The 25,333-nt window shown below is 54.7% G+C and carries 19 protein-coding genes; 10 read left to right on the forward strand and 9 right to left on the reverse strand.

Going from position 1 to position 25,333, the window contains the following annotated elements; genetic code table 11:
• Positions 1 to 27 precede the first annotated feature (27 nt).
• From IEX74_RS07450 to IEX74_RS07465, 4 genes are all read left to right on the forward strand, one after another.
• Entirely contained in the window at positions 28 to 1,287 is a 1,260-nt protein-coding gene (locus IEX74_RS07450; RefSeq protein WP_188812658.1) for an ABC transporter permease, read from the forward strand.
• Positions 1,288 to 1,484: 197 nt separating this feature from the next.
• Positions 1,485 to 2,348 carry an LOG family protein gene (locus tag IEX74_RS07455; protein WP_188812660.1) on the forward strand — a complete coding sequence of 288 codons (864 nt, stop codon included), beginning with the start codon at positions 1,485 to 1,487 and terminating at the stop codon, positions 2,346 to 2,348.
• 127 nt (positions 2,349 to 2,475) lie between these two features.
• A complete protein-coding gene (locus tag IEX74_RS07460; RefSeq protein WP_188812662.1) occupies positions 2,476 to 3,105 on the forward strand; it encodes an RBBP9/YdeN family alpha/beta hydrolase in 630 nt (209 codons plus the stop codon).
• A gap of 59 nt (positions 3,106 to 3,164) precedes the next feature.
• Positions 3,165 to 4,370 carry a lycopene cyclase family protein gene (locus IEX74_RS07465; RefSeq protein ID WP_188812664.1) on the forward strand — a complete coding sequence of 402 codons (1,206 nt, stop codon included), beginning with the start codon at positions 3,165 to 3,167 and terminating at the stop codon, positions 4,368 to 4,370.
• Between the two features lie 88 nt (positions 4,371 to 4,458).
• On the opposite strand, the gene IEX74_RS07470 is transcribed toward IEX74_RS07465, so the two are convergent.
• The 3 genes from IEX74_RS07470 to IEX74_RS07480 form a co-directional block, all read right to left on the reverse strand.
• Positions 4,459 to 4,680 carry a DUF2795 domain-containing protein gene (locus tag IEX74_RS07470; protein WP_019948259.1) on the reverse strand — a complete coding sequence of 74 codons (222 nt, stop codon included), beginning with the start codon at positions 4,678 to 4,680 and terminating at the stop codon, positions 4,459 to 4,461.
• A 138-nt stretch (positions 4,681 to 4,818) separates the two neighbouring features.
• Positions 4,819 to 6,114 carry a DUF349 domain-containing protein gene (locus tag IEX74_RS07475; RefSeq protein WP_188812666.1) on the reverse strand — a complete coding sequence of 432 codons (1,296 nt, stop codon included), beginning with the start codon at positions 6,112 to 6,114 and terminating at the stop codon, positions 4,819 to 4,821.
• 386 nt (positions 6,115 to 6,500) lie between these two features.
• Positions 6,501 to 7,820 carry an amidohydrolase family protein gene (locus tag IEX74_RS07480; protein WP_188812668.1) on the reverse strand — a complete coding sequence of 440 codons (1,320 nt, stop codon included), beginning with the start codon at positions 7,818 to 7,820 and terminating at the stop codon, positions 6,501 to 6,503.
• Positions 7,821 to 7,963: 143 nt separating this feature from the next.
• On the opposite strand from IEX74_RS07480, the gene ettA reads away from it, so the two are divergent.
• Positions 7,964 to 9,625, forward strand: a complete 1,662-nt coding sequence (ettA, locus tag IEX74_RS07485; protein ID WP_188812670.1) for an energy-dependent translational throttle protein EttA — start codon at positions 7,964 to 7,966, stop codon at positions 9,623 to 9,625.
• Positions 9,626 to 9,789: 164 nt separating this feature from the next.
• Here ettA and IEX74_RS07490 read toward each other — a convergent pair whose 3' ends face one another.
• Together IEX74_RS07490 and IEX74_RS07495 are read right to left on the reverse strand one after the other, a co-directional pair.
• Positions 9,790 to 10,455, reverse strand: a complete 666-nt coding sequence (locus IEX74_RS07490) for a hypothetical protein (protein ID WP_188812672.1) — start codon at positions 10,453 to 10,455, stop codon at positions 9,790 to 9,792.
• A 58-nt stretch (positions 10,456 to 10,513) separates the two neighbouring features.
• The gene (locus tag IEX74_RS07495; RefSeq protein ID WP_188812674.1) at positions 10,514 to 11,686 is read right to left on the reverse strand and encodes a hypothetical protein; all 1,173 of its coding nucleotides are present in this window, start codon (positions 11,684 to 11,686) and stop codon (positions 10,514 to 10,516) included.
• A gap of 195 nt (positions 11,687 to 11,881) precedes the next feature.
• On the opposite strand from IEX74_RS07495, the gene IEX74_RS07500 reads away from it, so the two are divergent.
• Entirely contained in the window at positions 11,882 to 12,793 is a 912-nt protein-coding gene (locus IEX74_RS07500) for a bestrophin family protein (RefSeq protein ID WP_188812677.1), read from the forward strand.
• A 29-nt stretch (positions 12,794 to 12,822) separates the two neighbouring features.
• Here IEX74_RS07500 and IEX74_RS07505 read toward each other — a convergent pair whose 3' ends face one another.
• The 3 genes from IEX74_RS07505 to IEX74_RS07515 form a co-directional block, all read right to left on the reverse strand.
• Positions 12,823 to 16,293: a patatin-like phospholipase family protein gene (locus IEX74_RS07505; protein ID WP_188812679.1), complete on the reverse strand. Its 3,471-nt coding sequence runs from the start codon at positions 16,291 to 16,293 to the stop codon at positions 12,823 to 12,825.
• A 90-nt stretch (positions 16,294 to 16,383) separates the two neighbouring features.
• Complete coding sequence (locus IEX74_RS07510) at positions 16,384 to 17,967, reverse strand: membrane dipeptidase (protein ID WP_188812680.1); 1,584 nt, start codon at positions 17,965 to 17,967, stop codon at positions 16,384 to 16,386.
• Positions 17,968 to 18,058: 91 nt separating this feature from the next.
• On the reverse strand, positions 18,059 to 18,688 hold the full coding sequence (locus IEX74_RS07515; RefSeq protein ID WP_188812682.1) for a helix-turn-helix transcriptional regulator: 630 nt from the start codon (positions 18,686 to 18,688) through the stop codon (positions 18,059 to 18,061).
• Between the two features lie 456 nt (positions 18,689 to 19,144).
• On the opposite strand from IEX74_RS07515, the gene IEX74_RS07520 reads away from it, so the two are divergent.
• Positions 19,145 to 19,648, forward strand: a complete 504-nt coding sequence (locus IEX74_RS07520) for a cupin domain-containing protein (RefSeq protein ID WP_188812684.1) — start codon at positions 19,145 to 19,147, stop codon at positions 19,646 to 19,648.
• Between the two features lie 166 nt (positions 19,649 to 19,814).
• Entirely contained in the window at positions 19,815 to 20,216 is a 402-nt protein-coding gene (locus tag IEX74_RS07525; protein ID WP_188812686.1) for a hypothetical protein, read from the forward strand.
• A gap of 2 nt (positions 20,217 to 20,218) precedes the next feature.
• Here the strand turns inward: IEX74_RS07525 and IEX74_RS07530 are convergent, their stop codons facing one another.
• Entirely contained in the window at positions 20,219 to 21,424 is a 1,206-nt protein-coding gene (locus IEX74_RS07530) for an acetate/propionate family kinase (RefSeq protein ID WP_188812688.1), read from the reverse strand.
• Positions 21,425 to 21,860: 436 nt separating this feature from the next.
• On the opposite strand from IEX74_RS07530, the gene IEX74_RS07535 reads away from it, so the two are divergent.
• Together IEX74_RS07535 and IEX74_RS07540 are read left to right on the forward strand one after the other, a co-directional pair.
• On the forward strand, positions 21,861 to 22,373 hold the full coding sequence (locus tag IEX74_RS07535) for a GIY-YIG nuclease family protein (RefSeq protein WP_188812690.1): 513 nt from the start codon (positions 21,861 to 21,863) through the stop codon (positions 22,371 to 22,373).
• Between the two features lie 171 nt (positions 22,374 to 22,544).
• Complete coding sequence (locus tag IEX74_RS07540; protein WP_188812692.1) at positions 22,545 to 25,073, forward strand: cellulase N-terminal Ig-like domain-containing protein; 2,529 nt, start codon at positions 22,545 to 22,547, stop codon at positions 25,071 to 25,073.
• Positions 25,074 to 25,333 lie beyond the last annotated feature (260 nt).

Raw genomic sequence — 25,333 nt, forward strand, 5'->3', positions numbered from 1 at the left:
CGTTTCACCACCTCACCAGTTCACTACATGCTAGCCCTGCGCCTGACCTTGGAGAGCTTCCGCTTCGCGTGGCAGGCTCTCAAATCCAATCTGCTTCGTACGGTGCTGTCGCTGCTGGGCGTCACGGTCGGTATTTTTGCCATTATCGCCGTTTTCACCGTCGTCGATTCGCTGGAAACCAACATCCGCCAGAGCATGGATTTCCTTGGCGAGAAGGTGATTTATGTGGCGAAGTGGCCCTGGAAGTTCGAGAAGGATTTTCCCTGGTGGAAATACTTCAACCGACCCGTGCCTACCGTGCGCGAGTTTCAGGCCTTGCAGCGTACGCTCAGCACAAACAATAACGGCGTCGCCATCTTCGCGGCGGTGAGCGGCAACACTTTTAAGGCGGGCAGCAACAGCATGACGGGTTGCGCGTTGCAGGGTGTGAGCTACGATTTTCGGAAGGTGTCCAATGTTTCCATCGCTGAAGGCCGCTACTTCACCAGTCAGGAAATAGAAGCCGCCCGCAACGTGGCTATCATCGGCGCTGATATTGCCGCCAACGTTTTTCCCAATGGCTCGGCCCTAGGTCAGGAGTTCAAAACGCGCGGCCGCAAGTTCACGGTAATCGGCGTGCTGGAAAAAGAAGGCAAGAATTTCCTAGGCAACAGCGGGAACGATGCTAATTGCCTGATTCCGTTCGGAATGTTCACCAAGATGTTCGCCCTGAACACGGGCGGCATGACAGGCGTAACCCCAACGATTGCCGTGAAAGGCCGCGACGACGACCCCGGCTTGCTCGACCTAGAGTATGAGCTGCAAGGACGGCTGCGCACTATCCGGGGGCTCCGGCCGCGTCAGGAAGACAACTTCGCCCTGAACCGCCCCGAGATGATGGCCGATGCTATCAGCTCGCTGTTCTCGGTAATCGGGGTGGCGGGCGCCGTGATTGGCAGCTTCGCCATGCTGGTAGGTGGCTTTGGTATTGCCAACATCATGTTTGTGTCGGTGAAGGAGCGCACCAACATCATTGGGATTCAGAAGTCGCTGGGGGCCAAGAACTACTTTATTCTGTTTCAGTTTTTGTTTGAGGCGATTTTCCTCTGCCTGATTGGCGGCGCGTCGGGTATTTTGTTGGTGTTCCTCATTACCCTGATACCGCAGGAGGCGCTGCCCATGTCGCTTACGGCCGGCAACATCGTGCTAGGTCTCACCGTGTCGGTTGTGATTGGAGTGCTTGCCGGCATTATTCCGGCGGTGCTGGCGTCCAATCTAGATCCGGTTATTGCCATTCGCTCGAAATAACCACCTCAGAAGAGTTACTCGACTGCTTGCCCACTTAGGGCAAAGTGCTATCTTGCACGCCCCCGATTTTGCCGCCGACTAGAAATGCTCTTATCGTAGCTGCCACCGGGTTTTCAATCATTTCTTTCTTAAAAGTGCATTGTCCGGGCTGAAAAGCGCGAAAAAACCGGCTGAGCAGACGAAAAAGTACAGTACTAATGGCAAAACTTAAAAAAACGAGTCGGACCAAACACCACGACGAGGTTCTGAACGAAGGCAGCGGAAAAACCATCGTAACACCCAACGCGAACGATAACAAAGTCACGACCATCAGTGACATTCGGGAGCAGACCCACGGGCAGCGCACCGTGCAGCTCGACGACGAGCAGCGCATTCGCAAAGCCTTCGTTGACAAGGACTGGAACGAGATTAAGATTGCCGACTCCTGGCAGATCTTCAAGGTAATGGCCGAGTTCGTGGAGGGTTTCGAGAAAATGAGCAAAATCGGGCCGTGTGTATCCATCTTCGGTTCGGCGCGCACCAAACCCGATAACCCATATTATCAGGTTGCGGAAGAAATTGCGGCCAAGCTCGTGCGCCACGGCTATGGCGTTATCACGGGCGGTGGCCCCGGCATCATGGAAGCCGGCAACAAAGGCGCCCGCAGTGAAGGCGGCCGGTCGGTCGGCCTCAACATTGAGCTGCCGTTCGAGCAGTTCCACAACATCTACATCGACCCCGATAAGATCATCAACTTCGACTACTTCTTTGTGCGGAAGGTGATGTTCGTGAAATATGCGCAGGGCTTCATTGGGATGCCTGGCGGGTTCGGCACGCTCGACGAGCTGTTTGAAGCTATCACATTGATTCAGACCAAGAAAATCGGCCGTTTTCCTATTGTATTGGTGGGCTCGGCGTATTGGAATGGTATGTTTAAGTGGATCGAAGAAGTGATGCTGCACGAGGAGCACAATATCTCGCCGGAAGATATGGGCCTGGTGCAGATTGTGGATGATGCTGCTTCGGCGGTTAAAATCATTGACGATTTCTACTCGAAGTATCTGCTCTCGCCAAACTTCTAAGCACGGCGTGGATGTATCGGGGGTAGTATGGTATTATCATAGTGTTCTGAGTTCATCGCAACGAAAAACCTAGGTGTTACTAATATTAAACAATATGTTTATAGTAAACCCACTTAGTTCTTTTATAATGCGTACACTCAAGCATATCTACGTAGTGCCCCGCTGGGGTGGCTCACCTGCCGATGATTGGTATCCGTGGTTGAAGCGCGAGCTGGAAACGGCCAGCGCCGATGATTCTTGTGATTACAAGGTGCATCTGCTGGAGATGCCGGCCTGGGATATTCCCGTTATCGAGCGAGCCGTGGACTACTTGGCGGAGGTTTTACCAGTTGAGAAGCTCAACCAAGATGTGTATCTGGTGGGGCATAGCGTAGGCTGCTTGGCTATTCTGCACTATTTGGCGCAAGTATCGGCGCAGTATTCGGCTGCTCCGCCCCAGATTGGTGGCGTGGTTTGCGTAGCTGGTTGGTTTTCAGTAGATAGCCCTTGGCAGGAAGTGCTGAACTGGATGCACGCTCCTATCGACTACGAAGCAGCGCGGCGGCTTATTCCGGAAACCAAGCTGGTTGTTCTGCTCTCGGATGATGATCCTTATACGTCGGAGTACCAGGAGAATGAGCAGCTTTGGGTCGAGCGCCTGCACTCGCAGGTTCAGATCCTACCGGGCCGGCAGCATTTCAGCTCGCAACTCGATTCCGATGTGCTGTATGCTATCCGGGATCTGGCGGGCGCAGTACCCGATTCAATCTACCAGTAACTTAACCAGTAAAACGGTGTTACTTAGCGGCGGCAGAAACATTTCTGCCGCCGTTTTTTATGCCCGTAAAATCGGATTTCGACTACCTTATCGTAGGCGGCGGAGCGGCGGGCCTGAGCCTGGCGTACGCCATAGCGCAGGAGCCTAGCCTGCGCCAGAAGCGTGTGTTGCTGCTGGAACCCTTGGCAAAGAACCAGAACGACCGTACCTGGTCATTCTGGACGGATGAACCGAACTGCTTCGACAGCATTGTGGCGCATGAGTGGAAAAAGCTAGCTTTTCGAAGCCCTTCTTTTGAGCAGGTTTTTGAGCTAGATCGGTACCGCTATAAGATGATTCGCGGGCTGGATTTCTACCAGTTCGCGCACGAGGCGCTAAAGGATAATCCTCAGTTTACGCTTGTTACGGGCACCGTGGAAGCCCTCGATAACACAGCTATGGGCGTAATAGCGCATACCAGCATGGGTCAGATTACGGCGCGCTATGCCTTCGATAGCCGGCCGCCTGAGCTGACGAAGAACACTGCAAAGTACCGTTATCTGCTGCAACACTTTGTCGGCTGGGAGGTGGAAACGGAACACGACGTGTTCGACCCGACGACAGTAGAGTTTATGGACTTTCGGGGGGTGCAGCACCAGGAGGCACGTTTTATCTACGTGCTGCCATTCAGCAGGCGGCGGGCCTTAGTAGAGTACACGCTATTCTCGAGTGAAGTACTGCCAACTGTGGAGTATGAAGCCGCGCTTCGCGACTATTTGAGCAATACGTTAGGAATAAAGCAGTTCAAAATAGAAGCGGTAGAAATAGGCGCCATTCCGATGACCGACCATCCTTTGCCGGCGCGTGCCGCTCCGCACATTATCAACCTAGGCACACGGGCCGGTCGCGCGAAGCCGAGTACTGGGTATGCGTTTCGGCGTATTCAGGCACACACACAGCGGCTCGTGGCTGCGCTGGCTGTTAGCGGTGCGCCACCCAAAGACCCGACCGGCGACCAGCCGCAGTTCCATATCTTCGACACGCTGCTGCTCGACATCATGCAGCGCCAGGGCGAACGCACGCAGGCTATCTTCACAGAACTGTTTCAACGTAACCCCCTGGAGCGCATCCTGGCTTTTTTGGACGAGCGCACTTCTTGGCCCGATAATCTGCGCATTATGAACTCGGTTACACCTTGGCCTTTTCTGCGTTCTATCGGGCATGTGCTGCGCGGCCGGCCAGGGCAGCGAAACCTAGGTGCTGGCCATAAAAAAGCGGCGGAGTAGAACAAGCTGTTCTACTCCGCCGCCAACTTGGAAATGTGTAAAAGCTAGGTCCTGAGGTCAAAACCTAACTCCTAGAGCAAAGCCTTTATTAATATTCGTCTTCGTTGAACATGAAGTCCTCTTTCGTCGGATAGTCTGGCCATACTTCCTCGATGTTTTCGTAGGGTTGGCCGTCGTCTTCGAGGGCTTGCAGGTTCTCAACGACCTCCATCGGAGCGCCCGAGCGGATGGAATAATCAATTAGTTCATCCTTGGTGGCAGGCCAGGGAGCATCTTCCAGATAGGAGGCAAGTTCCAGAGTCCAGTACATAGTCGTGTGAGCTACAGGGAAAGAAAAAAGATAAGTGAAAGTAGGTGTTTAAAATGCAAAAAGCCAGCGTTAAAAGACGATTAAGTCCAAGGATTGCAGCTTAAGCAGGGACAACGTAAAACCCAGGGGAATGTTTGCTTAGGCCGGCAGCCGTTTGCGCAGCAGTTCAATCAAATCATTCTTGGTGCGGATCTTCCGCTGGAAGGCCCGGATCTTTCCTTGCAGCATTTGTCGGAAGGCATCGTTGCTGGGCGAGGCGTTCAGCTTACCTAGGTTTTCTTCCAGCACTTCCTGCTCCTGCTTGTCGTACTTGATGAAGTCGCGCAGGGCCTGAATGCGGTTGTTGACCTGTTCTTCCGGGGAGCCCACCTCGCCGCCCGCCTGGCGTTTGCGAATGAAGTGCTCCAACGCGCTCATCTCAAACACTCGGTCGCAGGCCAGGATGAACTGCTCCCATACGCGGTCCGACTCTTCGCCGCGCACGGGGCCCACCTTTTTCCAGGCGGCTTGCAGCTCCTTGGCCCGGGCTACCGCCTCGTTCATGGGACGGCTCAGCAGCGCTTCGGCTTCGGCTACCAGGGCCCGCTTCCGGGTCAGGTTGTCGTCGCCGGGGGTAGGTTCGGTGCGGCGCGTGTTGATGTGCACTTTAAGGCGCTCAAAGAAGTGGTTGTGCGCCGCCCGGAAGCGCGTCCAAAGCTCGTTGGCTTGCTTGCGGGGCAGCGTGCCGCCCACTTCCTTCCAGTCCTGCTGAAGCTGCTTGAGCTTCTTAGTCGTTTCTTCGAAATCCTCGGAGTTTTGCAGCGCCTCCGACTTATGAATCAGGTCGCGGTACTTGTCGTACACGCGGTTCACCATCTGCTTTTTCTCGGCCAGGAACTCCTTCTTCTTCACATAGAAGTCCTCGACGGCGTGATGAAAGCGGTTCTCCAGTTCGTCGGTGAGCTGCTTTTCCACGGGTCCCGTCTTAATCCAGGCCTGGCGAATTTCCTTCAGCTGCTCGCCGGCGGTCTGCCAGTCGAGGCTGTTGTGCAGGGCTTCTGCTTCTTGAATCAGGTTGATCTTGGTAGCTAGGTTTTTTTCGCGGTTACGCGCAATCGTCACCTTAATGGCTTCCTCGGCTTCGCTGAGGCGGCGGTGCAGGCTTTCGAAGTCGCCGAGGCCATCGTAGGTGGCTACTTGCTCCTTCAAGTGCAGGGCTTTCATCAGAAAAGAGCCCTTATTCTCTGATTCTTCAATCTTCTGCAAGAGGTCATCCACCTTCGCCCGGAAGGTTTCGAACCGCTGCGCAAAATATTGCAAGGAGGCTTCTTCAGATTCTTTGACCTGGCCTACCTGCCGGGCGGGCAGGTCCATGAAGGCGCGGAGCCACACCTGGTCGCCCTGAATGTAGCCATAGCGGCGGGCTTCGGCCAGCAAGTGGTCATTGTGTTCCATAAACTAATACGCGGAAGGAATAGGTGAGGGGGGCTAGGTGTTCAGATCGGAAAGATGGACAAGTTTACGGTATGATAGGCAAAATAACTGGTTTCGGCGCCGGTAGCAAATACTGCGCTTCATAACCTAGCTATTCCCTTCCGCTTTGATCGAAAAGGCAGGTACGTGTATGAGGGGCGCTACGGGCAAAGGGGGGATGTGGTTATAGCTAAAGAAGTAAGAAGCTAGGTTTTGGGGTAATTATACGCACTTAAAGCCTTGGGCCAGACGACTCTACTGCTGTGAAATAAAACACGGCTATTGCCCGTAGGTTGCTTGTGTAGAGTAAGTATTAGGAACCGGCACCTGCGTTAACTGGCACTTGAAACGAAAGTTATCCGCTATTCTCATTTCCGCATCAGATCGTTCTTTATCACCTTGCCACCCTTCATGACGAACCGAACTTGCTCCAACACAGCAATATCGGCGAGCGGGTCACCTTCTACGGCTATCAGGTCGGCGTACATGTTGGGTTCGAGAGCGCCAAGTCGGTCCTTCGCACCCAGCAGCTCGGCCGCGTTCAGCGTGGCGGCGCGTATGATTTCCAGCGGCGACATGCCGGATGCGGCGTATGCCCGAAACATGAGCAGGCTAGCTTGCCCGCGCGTTTTGCCGGGTACCTGGTAGTACTCATCGGAGCCGGCGGCAATGCGCACACCCGCTTTCACGGCGCGAGCCAAACGCTTGTGGTTGGCGTCGGCAAACCGCTTGGCTCCGGCCAGGTATTCCTCTGGTGAAACGCCTTCGGGTGCGGGGTTGAGGCCGGTGTAGAACTCCGCCGGATAATCGGTGGGCACCAGGAAAATATTTTTCTTCGCCATCAGCTTCAGCACATCATCCGGAATGGTGTAGGCGTGCTCGATGGAGTTGACGCCGGCTTCGGCGGCAATGCGCGTGGCCTGGTCACCGATGGCGTGGGCCGCTACCGGCTTGCCTACGCGGTGCGCCTCCTCCACAATCACCTTCATTTCCTCCAGCGACACCACCCGCGGATCGGTGTTGACAATGACTTTGATGCAATCGGCGCCGTCGTACACGGCTTGCCGCACGGCGCGGCGGGCTTCCTCTACGCCGCTGATGGTCACGTATTCCTGGGCAATAAGGTGCTGTGCTTCGGCCGTAACCTGACCAAACTGCCCACCGGCAGCAGCCAGGGCGCGGGTAGAAACCACCATGCGTGGTCCGACTACCCAACCGGCCCGGATAGCATCGCGCAGAGCCACGTCGCCGTTGACGCCGCTATTACCTAGGTCGCGGACCGTGGTGATGCCGGCTTCCAGATCCTCGCGGGCCATGGCAGCGCCCAGCAAAGCACGGCGGGTGGTACCGAGCTGCGTGACCGTCAGGAGCATGTTGGGTTCGTCGCCACCTACTTTTGGGTCGTAGTTTTGCAGCAGGTGAGTGTGCGAGTCGATGAGACCCGGCAGCACCAGCGCATTACCTAGGTCAATGACTTGTGCACCGGCGGGAATAGCTAGGTTGGTGCCGACTTGCTGGATTCGGTTGCCTTGGATCAGCACCACGGCATTCGGCAGCACCTTGCCGGCGCGCACGTCCAGCAGCCGTCCGCATTTCACCGCGGTCAGAGGTTGATTGGAAGGAGCCTGACCCACGGCAAGTCCAATAGAACGAAAAAGCAGCAATAAGGTGAGGAGCGATAAACGCATGAGGGAGAGATGTGTGGTTGAGCCAAGTAAGCGAATTAACCCGACTAAGTGACCCCGCTGTTTTCTGGCGCACCCGAAAGCCAGCCGGCAGTTTCGAGCCATCTTTCCTACCTTTCCGCAAGCAAATCAGCCTCCTTATTACTATGAGCGAAACCATCATTTTCTCGATGGCCGGCGTGACCAAGGTCTACCCGCCGCAGAAACAAGTTCTGAAGAATATTTACCTCTCCTTTTTTTACGGCGCCAAGATTGGCGTGCTTGGTCTGAACGGTTCGGGTAAGTCGAGTCTGCTCAAGATCATTGCCGGCGTCGACAAGCAGTTTCAGGGGGAAGTCGTGTGGTCGCCGGGCTACTCGGTGGGCTACCTGGAGCAGGAGCCCCAGCTCGATGCCACCAAAACGGTACTGGAAGTAGTACAGGAAGGCACCGCCGAAACGGTGGCTCTGCTCAAGGAATTTGACGAAATCAACGAAGCCTTCGGGGCCGAAGATGCTGATTTTGACAAGCTGCTGGAGCGCCAGGGCACCGTGCAGGAGCGCCTCGACCAACTCGACGCCTGGAACCTCGACAGCAAGCTGGAGCGCGCCATGGACGCCCTACGTACGCCGGCTCCGGATGCCATCATCGGCAACCTTTCGGGTGGTGAAAAGCGCCGCGTGGCTTTGTGCCGCCTGCTGCTGCAAGAGCCCGACGTGCTGCTGCTGGACGAGCCTACCAACCACCTCGACGCTGAAAGCGTGCTGTGGCTGGAGCAGCACTTGCAGCAATACAAAGGCACCGTAATCGCCGTGACCCACGACCGCTACTTCCTCGACAACGTGGCTGGCTGGATCCTGGAGCTGGACCGTGGCGAAGGTATTCCGTGGAAAGGCAACTACTCTAGCTGGCTGGAGCAGAAAGCCGGCCGCCTGGCTCAGGAAGAAAAAACCGAAAGTAAGCGCCAGAAAACCTTGCAGCGCGAGCTGGAATGGGTACGCATGGCCCCTAAAGCCCGCCAGGCCAAGAGCAAAGCCCGTCTCGCCGGCTATGATAAGATGGTGAACGAAGACGCCAAGGAGAAAGAGCAGAAGCTAGAGCTGTTCATCCCGGACGGTCCGCGCCTAGGTGCGCAGGTGATTGAGGCTGAAGGGCTAGCTAAAGCCTTTGGCGAGAAGCTATTGTTCGAAAACCTAAGCTTCTCGCTGCCGCAGGGTGGCATTGTGGGCATCATCGGCCCGAACGGCGCCGGCAAAACCACTTTGTTCCGCCTCATCACCGACCAGATGAAGCCTGACGCCGGCACGTTCGAAGTCGGCCCGACGGTGCAGACGGCCTACGTAGACCAGCAACACGACACCCTGGACCCGAATAAATCGGTGTTCGAAACGATTTCAGGCGGCACCGAAACCATGCTGCTCGCTGGTCGGCCGGTGAATGCCCGCGCCTACGTGAGCAATTTCAACTTCCGTGGCGGCGACCAGGAAAAGAAAGTCGGCTCACTCTCGGGTGGGGAGCGGAACCGCGTACACCTAGCTACCACGCTCAAGCAGGGTGCCAACCTGCTGCTGCTCGACGAACCCACTAACGACCTCGACGTGAATGCTATTCGCGCCTTGGAAGACGCGCTGGAGAACTTCGCCGGCTGTGCCGTCATTATCAGCCACGACCGTTGGTTCCTCGACCGCTTGGCCACGCACATCCTAGCTTTCGAGGGTGACTCGGAAGTGGTGTGGTTCGAGGGTAATTTTTCGGATTATGAGGAGGCCAAGAAGAAGCGGTTGGGGGATGTAGAACCGAAGCGGGTGCGGTATAAGAAGTTAGGGTAGTTAGCTTTCAAGCAAGGAAACGCGCCGTTAGAAATTCTTCTGACGGCGCGTTTTGTTTCTGCATTTTATGCAAGTGCGAATGGGGTTAAGCTATTTGGGGGGTATTCGTAGCAACACAGGTTTTGCACAATAGCCAAGAACCCAAAACGTTTGAGTAAGATAGTTTACACAACCTCCACTTGATAAGTGATGGTGGCATTCTCGTTGCCTTGGCTAATTATACCGAAACCAACACCTAGGTCATCGAAAGCATTGTCAAAAGAACCTTGGAGCAAGTACAACTGCCTATCCTTCTTTCCTTTGAAAATCTTGGCAACCAGATTAAGGGTGAGGTCGGCAGCCGCGCCAATCAGGGCAATCTGCGGAGCCGTGAATGTGGTGACGGCCAATAAGGATTGCTTGAAGGATTCGAACTGCTTGTCCTGGCGCACTTCATCGAGCATCTCACCCACTTTCCGAATGTCCTCGTCCACCTCCATTATCAGGATGCGGTAGTCCAGAAAGCCGGGGACTTTACCATCCGTTTCAGTCCGGTACAAGGTAATACCCGCCGGACCGATTGGCAGAAAGGAGCGCTTTTTAACTTTCTTGTAAACTTCCGCTTGCAGCTGAATGGGCTCTGCGGATACACCGTCCGTCACGATACTTATCACCTGTATTTCGCCTTTGCCAAGTTCGCGCACCTTCTCTATAAAGACGGTTTTCAGGCTCAGACGTACTGCTTTAACAGTGATAGGCAAAAAAGCACGGTCGATGTTTCCGAGCAACGATTGCTCATGCAGAATACTCGATGGTTCAAATACATCATCTGGTCGAAGTAGTGTTGCCATAAAAGGGGGTAGTCGAAAGAGAAAAAATGGAGGACGCTCGATCAAGCGGAGCAGAAAGCTAGGTTTCGTCCCTGTTCGCTGAGGCAGGCTTGACACCCACATTACGAATGTTGATAAACTTGGCCAACGTCTCGAACCAGAACGGGGCACCTAGCATCATAGCGAAGGCTGTCAGCAGCCAGCCACCAATCGGCCACAGCCGCGACCACTGAGGGCTAAGCGGCGATGAACTACCAGTTGCAGGGTCCAATTTCCTCCTCTGGGCATACCCAGGCATCTGGTAATCGTCGGCGCTGGGCGCCCATTCATACTTGCCGGTTTTGCTGTTGCGCACAGTACTGTGGTCAGTCCAGCGTAGGAAACCTAGAGGTAAACCAACCTGAGGAACAGCAGCTAGTGTGTTCTGAAGGTTGCGGCTACCTCTTGCAAGCAGGGTGTCTAAGCGAATTTGCCGCTGCTGCTCATACAGCTTGGCTTCCTCCAAGTTCGTCACATTATAGGTAACACCGGCGGGTGCTTCACCCTGAGAGGCTTTCGTGCCCATTTCCACCAGCGCCAAGCGCGCTTTCGCATTGCTGGAATCAGCGATAAAGCGACTTAGCCGCACCGTATCCACGTCGGCCAGGACTGCTACCAGAAAGCCAGCCCAGAAAAGGTACTTGCGGTTGTCTCGCTTGTACCAACCTGTCATTCTCTCGCCAAAATCGTGAAACCAGCCTTCTACATTCTTTTGCAAGGCTACACCTTGTTCTTCTGGAGTAGCAGGGTTGGCAGTAGAAGCGGCAGTGGCTATGGCATTGAGGTATAGCGTTTCGAGTAGCTCTTTAAAGCTGGGGTCAGTTAAGAAAGCTAGCCCTGCTTTAAACTGATCAATCGGGGTTGCTGGATTAGGTAGGGCAGGAACGGCGTTCTTAGCCAGGCTGCTAACCCAGGCAATAATAGTTTGCGCAAACAGCGTTTCGCTGATGTAAGCCGGGTATTCGGATACAAAGCGACGAACTAGCGGGCTCTTCTGATCTCTTGGCAGCATCAACGACTGAACAGAAGCGGCAGCGTAGAAGGCTGCGTGTGCTTGCGAGCCTAAGGCTTTTAGCAGGCGGTCGTGCAGGTATTTTCCACGCGTATTCAGGAAGCCGGCTGGCAGTTCAACCAGGGAAAGCGTAAGCTGACTGAAGAGCAGATAAAGCGTGATGAGCGCAATAGCTGTATCGAAGAGCGGGCTGTCAAACATGGCGGTAAGACTGAGAAGTTAGCTTATTGTTGTCCGCTAAAAGTGCGTCGGTCGGGCTTGCTTTTAGTCAGTGCCAGCGCTGAACTTTACTAGGCTATCAGTAGTAGCTCTGCGCCAGAACAAAACCCATCCTAGCCTTCGTAAGCGCCTAGCCCGCCAAGGCAAAACGCACGTTCTACTTCTTTCCAAAAGTCTATGCTCACCGATAATCGACTTCCCGTACGATACATCTTCCGGCAGATTCGCTACGATGTGGCCCGGGTGTTTCTGTTTTCCCTCTGCTTTCAGCTGGTCGAGTACTTTGTGGGCGATTATCTGCCGCCGATTCCGCTGCAACTGCCGACGATCCTAGGTAGCGCGATTTCCCTTATCCTGGCTTTCAAGATCAGCCAGTCGTATGATCGGTGGTGGGAGGCGCGCAAGGTGTGGGGCGCCATCGTCAACGACTCCCGATCGTTCGCGCTTCAGGTAAAAGCCTTCTTGGAAGAGCAGGTGTTAGGGGCCGAGGCGACGCAAGCAGTGGTTCGGCAGTTCGTGTACCGGCAGATTGCGTGGTGCTATAGCCTAGGGCAAGCCTTACGGGGGCAAGATGCATTGGCGAACCTAGGGCAGTATCTAACTAAGGACGAATTAGCTTACCTGCGTGGCCACAACAACAAGCCGTTTGCCCTACTGGCGCTGCACAGCCAGCAGCTAAAAGACCTGCGGCAACAGCAAGCCCTACACGCGTACGAGCACGTGCAGCTCGACAACACGCTGGTGCGGCTCTGCGACTCGATGGGCAAGGCGGAGCGCATCAACAGCACCGTGTTTCCGGTGACGTACCGGCTGTTCGTGCACTTCTTTATTTATCTGTTTCTGATTGCTTTATCTCTCGGTCTGGTCGAAACAGTTGGCTTGGTGGAGGTGCCTATTCTCATGCTGTTTGCCTCCACGTTCTTCCTGCTCGAAAAAACGGCTACCTACCTACAAGATCCGTTTCGCAACAAGCCCACCGATACGCCCGTCACGACGATTGCCCGCAACATTGAGATTAACCTAAGGCAGCTGTTGGATGAGAAGGACATTCCGGCACCTGTGGCACCGGAGGCGTTTTACGTGATGTGAGCAGGCGTTTCAGCCATCCCGGACAAAACCTAGGTCGGCGCTTTCCGGTCGGCGTTCCAGGTTTGCAGCAGCTGCTCGAAGATATGTTGCAGGCTGCCGGATGCCGGAAGGCTGATCTTATTCCGGGTGGCCAGCTCATCGATGACGTGCAGGCCCAGGCGCCGGTAGCTCTCGAACTGCGATTCGTTGAAAAACTGGTCGGCGGTGGACTGGTGCGGGAAAGCTAGGTTCTTTTCTGCGTACTCGCGCACGTCGGTGGGCTCCTCACCGGTGAGCGACGTTTTGAGATAGAGCAGAAAGCCAGAGGGCTGGTTCGGCGGGTCTTCCGGGTAATTGAGGGTGCCCACGGCGTAGTGGCTCCGGGAAAGCCGGTCTTTGCGGTCGGTGATAGGCGTCACATCGATATCGATTTCTACCCCAAAGTCAGTTCGACAGCGGCGGATAGCGTTGGCCAGCCCTTCGCAGGTAAAAAGGTGGTCTTCCTCGCCGTCGCCCACGATGATGTAGCGGCAGCGGCGGCGCACCAGCTCGTACAAGCCCATGTTGTCGAAGTGCCCGCCGTCGGAGAGGTTCACGAACCGGTCTTTGGTGCTGGAGCGGCCGAATAAGTCGCTGAGCAGGTACAGCAGACCTAGGTGCGGCCCCGAGTTTTGCCAGGTGTCTTCGTGCCAGGGGTTGCCCATCCACCAACCCAGCCGGATGTTGAAGAGCGTGAGCAGAAACGCCGACGCGGGCGAGGAGCTGTAGCCGCGGTTGGGGTTGGCCGCCGCCCCGGAAATGGCGATGGCCGTGCCAAGCGCTGGGCCTCCGCTGTCGGGGTAGGCGTAGTGGCGGGTCGGGCGGTAGCCGAAGTCCGTAATCGGGTTGTTGGGGTTGAGCGGCCGAACCCGGGTGATGTCGAAGCCGCAGTAATGCGGCGTAAACACGAACGACTCGGCCTTCCGGTCTTGCCGGTCCAGGTCGTCGGCCGAGAGCGAGGTGGCATTCAGCGTTGCGTTGACAATCAGGTAAGGTCCGTCGTAAGAGGGCGTCTTGGTGACGAGCGGATCGTTGCGGCGCAGCGTGCAGAGAGCTAGGTCGTCGCGGCGGTCGAAATGCGTGAAGGGGTTGGCGGTACGGTTGCGCTCGGAGCGGCGGCGGGAAGCACCTAGGTAGGCGCGCGTCAGCCGGTTGCGGTAGAAGTGGTGGAGGGAAAACTCGTTCACATCTACGCGCCAGGCGAGCAGCACCGTGAGTAGGGCCAGTCCCAGCATCAAGATGGAAGCCTTCCCCTCCGGCGACAAGCCGCTGGCCCAGCTTCCCCAATCAGTATTCAGAAGCAAAGTAACGACGTTGGAAACCAGCACGAGCAGGGCCAGCCCGAACGCGTAAGGACCTAAGCCTAGCACGGCATCCAGCCACGAAGCCGCGCCCGGCTGATCGGGCTGGGCCGGTGTGCGCGCACTATACGCCCGCTGCAAAGCCCCTAGTACTAAGGCCGTCCAGCCAGTAGCAGCCAGCCAAGTTGAGAGCTGGTTGCCGACAAACTTGAACAGGTAAGGGCCTAATAATATGCTGCTAGTGACTACTATCCACAACACCGCCAACAGGTTGATATACGAGCCCATCCGTCCCCACCACTCGCGGCGCTCGTCGGGGAAGCGGCGCCCCAGCAGCGCCATGCGGGCAATGACCGTTACAGCCAAAGCCTCCAACACCAGCGGCAACCCCAGGATAAACGCCAGGCTAGGATAAAGTGTCGTATCCGTAGAAACTTTGGTAGTCGGGTGCTTTAACTGTGCGTACAAAGTGGCGCTGTGCGGCTGCGAGAACGAGGCCAGCTTCACTGATTCCGTAAGCTCCGCGTGACGTACGATTGGGTCATGGCGGAAAAGATGAAATAATGCCTCCCAGGTTAAGCTCAACGCTACCACGCCCAGCACGGCGGCCAGGATGCTGCAAATCGAAATCATAACCCAAGCCTTGATTTTCCGTCCAAGGCGCTCTTCTTCGGTATCATCTACGCTGTAAAAACAACGCGCATAATATCCTAGTATGGCCACCAGAACCAGCACGCCAAGCAATGTGCCGGCTACCCAGGCAGCTGTCGGCCAAAGCGCAACGTAGCCGCTGAAGGAGGTAGGCGGCTGGTGACTGATCATCAGCGCGCTGAGTAGAAAGGCACCTACTATCCCTAGTAGGATCGTGATGTAAACCAATGAGCTGATGCTGCGGGCGGCGGGCCATTTGTGCTTGATGCTGTACATGCTCATGCCCAGGCCACCCGCTATTCCGGCGCCGATCAGCAGCCCTGATATCGTTGCTGCCAGCGGGTTACTCCAGAAAACTCCTTCCCACCATTGCCGCAGCAACGCGCCGAAAGCCAGCACCGCTCCCAGCAGCAGCACGATAATCAGCTGATTGAGCACCGTGTTGCGCAGCCACGTCAGGCCCATCGTCCAGGAATCGGCGGAGAGGAAGGTGGGGCTTGGCGCCAGGTAGTTGCTGTACATGCGCAGCCAGCGGATGGGGCGCACTTCTTCGGCAAGCGGTTCGGGCGCCAGATCAGGGCACAACCGGGCAATAACTTTGGCCACCGAGCCCGACCGCTTGATCCAGGCGGAAAGCCAGGCACCTAGGTAGCCGCCGCCCGATACCGTAGACAGGTAATCAACCTGTTCCAGCCACCCTTTGCTCGCCAGCCCTTGCAGAATACCTAGGTTGAAGGTGGCCGAACGAATACCGCCGCCGGAAAAAGCCAATCCGAGCAGCTTAAGATTATCGGCGCACTGAAAGGCATCGGGGGAGTAGCCGCGGCCGACGCTTGGGTCTTTATCGGTGTCGCGGGCCGCCCGTCGCGCGATTATCTCCGCCAGCTCGCGCCGCAGAATAGCCTCGAACGGCAGCGCGCATTCGCCCAGGTGAAGCGTGTCGTCGCGAAACGTATCGTCGGTGAGTAGCCTGGCTTCCTGCTCCGACGTCAGCCCGTCGCGTGCCTGTAGCACCTCGCCCGCTTTCTGGACCAGCACCGGCTTGTAAGCGAGCTGATCGGCAATGGTTTTGCGCAGCAGCGGCTGCTCGTATAGTAGCGCCCGCACCGCGTAGCGCCAGTGCTCGGGCGGCGGAAAGGCGTCTACCTTAGGAAGGCGCTTCAGGCTTTCCGCTCTTTCTTCGAGCTTTGGAATGAGCGACTTTTTGTTGCGCAACAAGGTGGCCAGCAGATCGGCGGCCTGCGTGCTGAAGGGGCCTAGCTCATCTGGGGGCAGTTGCGCAGCCGCTTTGTGCCACCCCGGCGCGGCCAGGTCTAAGGCACTCGCCCGCCATTGCGGATAGGTCGCAACGTTCTGTATCAGTGCGCCGTTTGGTGCTGTCAGGCTGGGGTTCAGCAGGTCTAGGTAGAGCAGCCTGGGAGTTTTGCGCCCTATAACCCCAAGTTGCTCCGCGGGTAGGAGCGTCAGGGCGTCCTGCAAAAGGCCGATGTAACCCGTGATACGGGCAGTTAATTCGGTAACAACATCCATGTGCGTAGCTCATCCGGGTGAGCTTGGTAAAGTAGTGGACTCTGCCTGGTAGCTAATGCGTTGTAGTTCAGGGCGAGGGAACTTAGGTTGCTACGCCGGCTGGTTGAAGTGCCGCTCCAGAAACTGCCAGCCATTGCGCCAGAGCAGGCCGCGCACCCGCTCGCGCACGTTGTTGGGCGTGAGGTCGTAGTCAGTAGGGGAGCCTTTGTCGGCCAGCGCTAGCAGCCGCTTGATCAGCGCATCTTCCACGTCGTCGAAGTCGAGGACCGAGCGTGCGCACTTCACCGGCACAATCAGACCATCCAGGTCGGAGCCAATGCACAGGCAGCTCCAAGTGCCCTGTCCCCCGACGCGCACCATGTGCAGAATCTGGTGGGCCAGGAACTTCAGGTGGCGACGCTTGGTAAACTCCAGGGCGCTGATGCCCGCTTCCTCATCGGCGGCCGCCGATTGGCGCGCTTCGGCCAGGTCGGCTAGCTCGTCGGCTTCGAGCAGGTCGTCTTCATCTTCCACGTCGGCATCGACGGCGGGCTCTTGCTGCGCCGGTACTACGGGCGGGCAGCCCGGAATCAACTCGTATTCTTCGCGGCTGAAAATCTCCTTCGCGGTTTTATTCACGCCCAAAATGCGCTTGTCCAGCGAAATGCCGATCATTCCCCCTGACTTCACAATCTCGCGAATGTCCTCGTCATATAAGTTAATCGACCAGCAGTTGAAATCCTGCGGCGTTATCCTAGGTTTGAAAAAGCCGCCCTGCTTGTAGTGCACCACCACCAGGTTTTTCTCGGTGCGGTGGACTACAGCCTTGCGGATTGGCGGCTTGTCGCGACTACAGCCCGCCGCCGCGCCGTGGCTGCACAGGATAGGAGCATTAGGAAATTCCGTCTCTCGCAGCTCGTAGTACTGCATCCGGCTGGCGCGGCTCAGGTGCTTCACGTCGATCAGCACGCCGGCTTTCAGTGCCGTGCGAATCAGGTTTTTGCCGGTTTCGCGCAGGCCAGCGCCGTTTGGGAAGAAGATCACATTGCTACTAACCGTAACCGGGCCGACTTTCATGCGCATCCCAAAAGCGTGCGTGCAGATTTGGTTGTCGGTCAGATGGGCCAGGGTCAGGTACAGAAAACGGTGACCTTCATCCAGCAGCTTCTGTAAGTTGTCCGCGGCTGTTTCGCCGGCCGGGTCGCTGTAGAGGCAATGCGCCCCCTCGATGGCCCGGATGAAGTTGAGCGCTTCCGGGTCATATTCGGCAAGGCTGCGGAGCACATTCACGCGCTGGCCCTGCGGACCCGTTAGGTCATCGGGCAGCAGGGCCAGCGAGTCGCGCAGATGATCGAAGTAGGTGCGCTTGCCGGGCTTGCCCACCTGCTGAATCTCGCGCAGCAGCGCCGGACTCACGAAAGATGGAATCTGGTCGGCGACCTTCTGAAACAGGTTGCTCTCCACCATCCCGATTTCGGGCGAATGATGCACCGATACGCTCAGGCTCACCTCGCCCGCTTCGAGCTGGTAGAGGTTGGCCTGGTGGCGCAGGATGTTGCGCATAAACAGCACCAGCGGCGAGGCTACGGGGATGTCGTCCTGGTCGCTCGACCACACGGGGCGGCGGTTCGCGGTTTGGGTGCCGCTGAGGTGCGCTTTTAGCACCGGGTGGGCGTGGAGGTCGAAGTAAGCCATAGCAGGAGAAGAGCCTGGAAAGACAGTATTTCAACGGGATACGATGCTACAGACCTAGCTTATAAAGCCAGGCCAGGTTGCAGGGCGGGCGCTATGCCACGTTTACCCAGCCCGCGCGCATGGCTTGAACCACCAGGCCCACCAGCGTCTTGGCGCCAGTTTTCTGCAACAGGGCACGGCGGTGGCTTTCTACGGTGCGCACGCTTACAAACAGCCGGTCGGCTATTTCCTGGTTGCAGCAGTCATCTACCACGAGGCGCAGCACTTCCAGCTCGCGCGGGCTCAACGGCGTGGCCGGCCCACTACGACGGGCAGCCTGCGCCGCGGAAAAAGCCGGAATCTCAGCCCGGCTGAGCAGCTCACCGACGGTGGCTACTACTTCCGTGGGCGTGGCGCGGCGCGGCAGCAGCGGATAGCCCGACTGTGCCAGCTGCTGCCGCGCTACCGTTGGTTGGCGGCGTCCGCTGAGAACCAGCAACTGCTGGCGCGGGTAGCAAACACGCAGCTGCATAAGCTGCGCGGGCAACTTCGAGTTGGGCGCGGTGCCATCGGCAATGACCAAGGCAAAGCGGCGCTGTTGCAGCACGGCGGAGAGCTGGTCGGGGTCGGGGATGGTGCTAAGGGCTAGGTCAGGCCAGGTTTCCCGAAGCGTGACGGCAAGGCCCAAGCGGTGCAGAGTAGGTGGGGCGGCAAGCAAAACCGCTCCTGACGGTGTAGCCATAAGACATAGAGCAGGTAATAGTGATGGATGCAACAAGCAAATAGGTGCTGCTACTGAAGAGGATAAGCCGAGCAGCGTAGATTGTAGAGGGCAGCGTTAATAATCTGAATGTAGCACGCCTTACCAGGAAAGTCAATGATATGATATTGAAAAAGGGAAAGTTTATATTGAAATGATTAAATTCAAATACCCGCCTAAAAGTGCTTTGGAAGACGAATAACACCCAGGATACGTCAGCGCCGCAGTCTAAGCGCCGGGTTCAACCTAGGTTTCAGGCTGATTAGGCAAAGTGTGCCGGAAACCGGGAATAGAGCTGTTTAGGATGATATATAGTAATTTTATGATAATAAGTAGGCATAGCAAAAACTCCGATGTTATATTGCAGCGCCGTTATAAACTAAAGATTCATCCGCCAGAGCGAAGTTCGCCCTGGCTCACTTTTTAGCTTACCCACACATGAGCACTGAAACGCAAAAGGAAACCCTTTTCCAACAGACCGAGCAGCAGCTACAGCAGCAAGGTTTCTCTATCGACAAGCAGGACCAGACGCGCCCCTGGGGCGGCTTTTTCGTGATCAACGAAGACCAGGCCCAGCAATTCGCCGACACGTATTTTGATGGCTTGTCGGTTGATACCCTGCGCATTTCGGGCAAGCTGAGCCCCAAAATCCTGATTGTGGCCCCCGAGAAACGCCTTTCGTGGCAATACCACTTCCGCCGGGCTGAGATTTGGAAGGTGCTGCAAGGTCCCGTTGGCGTCGTGACCAGCCACACCGACGAAGAAGGCGAACTGAAAACCTACGCCCCCGGCGAGCTGATCACGCTGAAGCAGGGCGAGCGGCACCGCCTCGTGGGCCTGAACGATTGGGGCGTGCTGGCCGAGATCTGGCAGCACACCGACGCCGAGAAACCTTCCGACGAAGACGACATCGTGCGCGTGCAGGACGACTTCGGCCGCTAAACCTAGGTACTCAAGCTGCGCCTCTCTAGAAAAGGGAGAACTGACCTAGGTCGGTTCTCCCTTTTTGCTGGTGCCACCGCGGCGTTAAGCTAAAAGGCCAGTTACTAAGCCTATATTTGTGATTCTGAATGTCTGAAACACGCTATAAAAGAGGCTTCTTGGTCGTATGGAGTTAGAAACTATTATTGATCAGGCGGCTGTTTTTATCGGCTATGATTCTACGAATCAGTGGCTTTACGTGGATTGGAAAGGCGAGCACACGCAGGAATCGTCGCAGGCGACGTGTATGCTGATGCTGGACAGCCTGCGGGCGCGCCCCTGCGCCAAAATTCTCAACGACAACTCCAGCATCACCCGCACGACCGTGGAGCTTAGCCTATGGGGCGCCTGGTGGCTGGAAGAGATGCGAAGCGCTGGCTTGCAGTACATTGCCTGGGTCTACCCGCGCAACTTCGACGCCCGCAAAGCTACGGAAGCCGTGGTGCAGCGGATCGAGCGGCCCGTGGTGGCTACCTTCGACGATGTGGCGTCGGCCTACATCTGGTTGCAGCAACAGGCACACAGCTAAACTTAGGTATCCTGCCTGAGCAACGAAAAACACTGCCGGGCAATTTCCAGCTCTTCGTTGGTCGGAATTACCAGAATCTTCACCCGCGACTCGGGCGTGTTTATTTCGCGCAACTGTCTGGAACGCTCCTCGTTTTTGGCCGCGTCCAGGTTGATACCTAGGTACTCCATTTGCTGGCAAGCGCGAGCCCGAACCAGTGTGTCGTTTTCGCCCACGCCGGCCGTGAACACCAAGGCATCCAGCCCGTTGAGCACGGCGGTATAAGCGCCAATGTACTTCTTGATGCGGTAGGTATAGAGGTCGTAGGCCAGCGCAGCGTGCGGGTCGCCGGCGGCCAGGGCTTTGCCAATGTCGCGCATATCGCTGAAGCCGGTGAGACCTAGCATGCCGCTGCGCTTGTTCAGCAGGTTGCTCACCTGCTCCACATCGTAGCCAAGCTGGCTGACCAGGTGAAAAACCACCGACGGGTCTAGGTCGCCGGAGCGCGTGCCCATCACGAGGCCGCTCAGCGGGCCAAAACCCATGCTGGTGTCGATGGATTTGCCACCCTCCACGGCCGCCATGCTACAGCCGTTGCCCAGGTGAATGGTGATGAACTTGGCGGCCGGATTACCTAGGTACTCAGCGGCTTGCTCGGCCACGTACTTGTGGCTGGTGCCGTGGAAGCCGTACACGCGAATGCCTTGCTCCGTGTACAAAGAGTCGGGCAGCGCGTACCGAAACGCCCGCTCGGGCATGGTCTGGTGGAAGGCCGTGTCGAATACTACTACTTGTTTGGCCTGCGGAACGAGCTTTTCGGCTACCTCAATACCTAGGTAGTTGGCCGGGTTGTGCAAGGGCGCGAGCGGAAACAGGCGCTTGATTTCACGCTTTACCTCATCCGTCACGATGGTCGTGGCCGCGAAGCTTTCCCCGCCGTGCACCACGCGGTGCCCGACTACTTCCACTTCCGCCGGGTCCTGAATAACACCAACTTCCGCGTCCATGAGCAGGTTGATGGCTTCCCGCAGACCCGCTTCGTGGTCGGGCAAATCGAGGGTGCGTTGCTCGACGTGTTCCTGCTCGCCCCTGTAAACTTTGTGCGTGATAACAGAATTCTCTAAGCCAATACGCTCGATCAGGCCGCTGCAAACAGGCTGCTCGGCGGGCAAACGAAAAAGCTGATATTTGATGGAACTGCTACCGGAGTTGACGACGAAGATGTTCATAGGAAAGCCTCGCTACCTAGCCCTCTCTAAGGAGAAATGCGCATCAAGCATTTCTTCCGGAGACACGGCGGCGCGGAAATAGTGGAAGATTAGGTGACTGCAAGATTGAGTAGAAGCGAGCTTTATACGCAGGAGTGGCGGCTGGTGGTGAAGCAGAGTATTTAGTATATATAGATAATATTATTTCGCGTGATTCAGGATTTATTGGCCCACAGCAGTATTAAAAACACGGAAATATACACGCATATTGCCCAACGTACCCGACCCGCACCACCGCTCGACGACTTGAGGCTGTAAATCGCCAAGTAGCGACAATCCGACCACCGGTAGCTATATTGTCGCTACTAACTTGCATACTAAGGATGGATTGTCGCTACTTCACGCAAGTACTAAGTAGCGACAATACAGATGTTGGCGGCAATAAGATACAGTGCAAATGGATAAATACTATTTATTGTTTGACGACATCTGCGATATATCTATAAAGGACTTGCAGAATAAAATAATGTACCTTAATAAAAAAATTATTGGCGAAATAAAGCTTGTCGATTTAATTTTTGATAAGCAATCAATGACCGGTATTTACATAATTTTTGACAATGAAGACAAAGCTGTTTATGTAGGTAAAACAGGAAGTCGGGCGATTCTTGAAAGGCTCGCGGGCCACTTTGACTTGCGACCAGGAGCTTATATGAATACATTTTTGTGCGCGTTAGCTGGGAAAATAAAACAAAGAAAAGGTCCACACGCAACAGAAGAAGACTTGAAAAATGTTTATGAAAATGCTCTCACTCACAAAATGATATTCGTTCAAATTCCAAATAGTGAAGAACATAAGAAGAAAATAGGAAAGCTTGAGGTTGTGCTTGCAAAGGAATTGAAAACGAAATATAATACAACCAGAGGAGAGCAAAATGTTAGCACAAGTACATTAATCAAATTCCTATAAATATGTATTGCTGCTAACAGTATGTTTATAAAATCGTGGCTGGATGTTAAGCATTTAACTACAAATCACTGCTTTGCTTTTATGGTTAATTGAAACTGGCGTTTTTAAAATACAACAACTTCATTGCCTCCACACGTTAACAACCGAAACAATAGAGTACTTCTTGTCAACATGAAAAGAACACTTTTCTCATTTGCAGTGCTGTTACTGGCGGCATTTAATTATGCCTCGGGCCAGGATTTAAAACTCAACGATCTTGAGTATTTCGAGAGGCAAGGCGTTAATGTTCTTGTGTATAATAACCTTTTTACGGGAGGTTTTAACGATGAGAAAAATGCCGGTATCGAATTAATTCATCACGGCGTTAGAACAGCGCAAGGTGGTGCTGTGCGGCTTTCCAATACGCCGGAGCAGTGGGATCTTGTGCCAGCAATATCAAACCGCAAGGTAGACCCCGCCTCGAAAGCTATTGAGACTGGGTTACGATATAAAGAGTACGATTTCGATTCGCGCGTGGTAGTTACCGCTAAGGGTAAAGGCGTTGAAATATCCGTTTACCTTGATAAACCAATTCCTAAAACACTTGAAGGAAAAGCCGGATTTAATCTTGAATTTTTACCCTCGCAATATTGGGGAAAGGCCTATTTAATGGATGGGCGGCCTAATCGATTTCCGCGCTATGCGGTAAGCAATACCGTTACAAAGCCGAACAGCGAAAAAATTAAGCAATTCAAAGGGTATGTAACTTCCGACGACCGCGGGACCGGCAAATTTATCGACCCTCTACCTCTCGAAACCGGTCGTAATTTTCTTCTTGCACCCGATGAACCCGAACGTTTGGTGAAAATCACTTCGCCTGACGCTGATCTTATGCTCTTCGACGGCCGTATGCTGGCGCAAAACGGCTGGTTTGTAGTTCGTAGTTTGCTTCCGGCCGGAAAAACAGGCAAGGTTCTGACCTGGACAGTTGAGCCAAATGCCATTAAAGGTTGGACAAGGGAGCCAAATATTGGTTTCTCCCAAGTGGGCTATATTCCTTCACAACCAAAACTTGCCGTCATTGAGCTCGATAAGAAAGACAAACCGCTTGCAAAAGCATCTTTGTATAAAATAGGCGGCGACGGCAATGCTGCCGAAGTATTTAGCGGAAAAATCATTCCCTGGGGCAATTATTATAAATACAACTATGTGAAATTCGACTTTTCATCAGTTAAAAACCCTGGCATATATTATATTCAGTACGGCAAGTTTAAAACAAATAATTTCCTGATAGATAATAGCGTTTACGATAAAATTACCGATGCCACGAGCGATGTATGGATCCCAATCCACATGGATCATATGTTTGTGAATGAGGCTTATCGGGTATGGCATGGTGAACCTTTCAAGGAAGGCTATCGTCAGGCGCCGCCAAATACTGACCACTTCGACCTGCATAGTCAGGGACCTACAACCGATACCAAGTATAAAGCACTGGAGTTAATTCCTGGGCTAAACGTGGGTGGTTTTTTTGATGCCGGTGATTTTGATATCGAGACCGGATCGAATATTAGTGTAGTGCAGAACTTCGTTCAGACATGGGAATATTTCAAACCCTTGCGCGATGAAACTTTTGTTAGTCAGAAGCAACGTTATGTTGATCTTCACCGCCCGGATGGAACGCCTGATATGTTGCAGTTTATTGAGCATGGAACCTTGAACCTGGTAGCGCAGGCCGAGAATATCGGCCACATGTCACAAACGCTTTCTAACTCCGTTCTTGATAATTACCATCACCTTGGCGATGCTGCCTCACTAACCGATGGCCTACCGTACAATCCTAACCTTCGCCCTTACGAAGTAGCTCCTGACGGCCAGTCGAGCGGGGTTAAGGATGATATGTGGGCATTTACAAGCCGTAATCCTGGCCTCGACCTGAGTGCCGCAACGATGTTTGCCGCCGCAAGCCGGGCCTTGAAGGGCTATAACGACGATCTTTCGGCACGAGCCTTACAGCAGTCGAAAAGGCTTCTGAAAGAGGCAACGGAATTACTCGCCGGTAAGCCGAAGAATGATGCACGCAGGGAAGGCCCATCAGCCGATATTGCCACCAATCTTCAACTGTACGTCTCAACCGGGGAGCAGCAGTATATCAATAAGTTCCAGGAGCTTTTATGGCCTGGGCTTGATCGTAACCTCAACTTCGACCTTCTCACGGCGTTAAATGCCATACCGCACATGGACGCGGCCTACAAGGAAAAACTCCGGCCGTATGTTGTGAAATACAATGACTACATAAAAGGGCTTGAGAAAGATAATCCGTACGGAGTACCTATCGGCCTAGGTAACTGGGCTGGTAACGGAGGGATTCAAAGTTTTGGTACCACTGTTTGTTTTGCGAATAAATATTTCCCGGATATTGTCGACGGTAGCCATGCTTTTAAGGTGGCTAACTGGTTATTCGGCTGCCATCCGTATCACAATTATTCGTTTGTGGCAACGGTGGGCGCGACTCGTCCTAAAGCAGTATTTTACGGAAATAACAGGGCCGATTTCTCCGCTATTCCAGGCAACGTTGCGCCGGGTGTATTATTCAGAAAACCCGACCACTTTGAAAACTACGACGACTGGCCATTTCTGTGGGGAGAAAATGAAGGCACAATTGCTGGGAATACCGGTTATTTAATTTTTGGATCAGCTTTTAAGAATTTAGTAAAGTGAACAGATTGTATTTAAAACGTCATGCTGAGCTTGTCGAAGCATCTCTACCGCTAAAGTAATCCTAGCTAAAGAATATACTACTGCGGTAGAGATGCTTCGACAAGCGGACGCCAGATGAAGCGTGACCTTCTTTTGATTTTCTAAATAGTTCCTTTAAAAAATAGTGCAAGCAATAAGTCCATGATTGAGACTTATTGCTTGCACTATTTTTTTGAGCTATGTACGCCAATTCATCAACCTAGCTTTCGCTAACATGTGGG

Origin of the sequence: Hymenobacter cavernae (assembly GCF_014641455.1) — a bacterium.
Classification (GTDB): Bacteria; Bacteroidota; Bacteroidia; order Cytophagales; family Hymenobacteraceae; genus Hymenobacter; species Hymenobacter cavernae.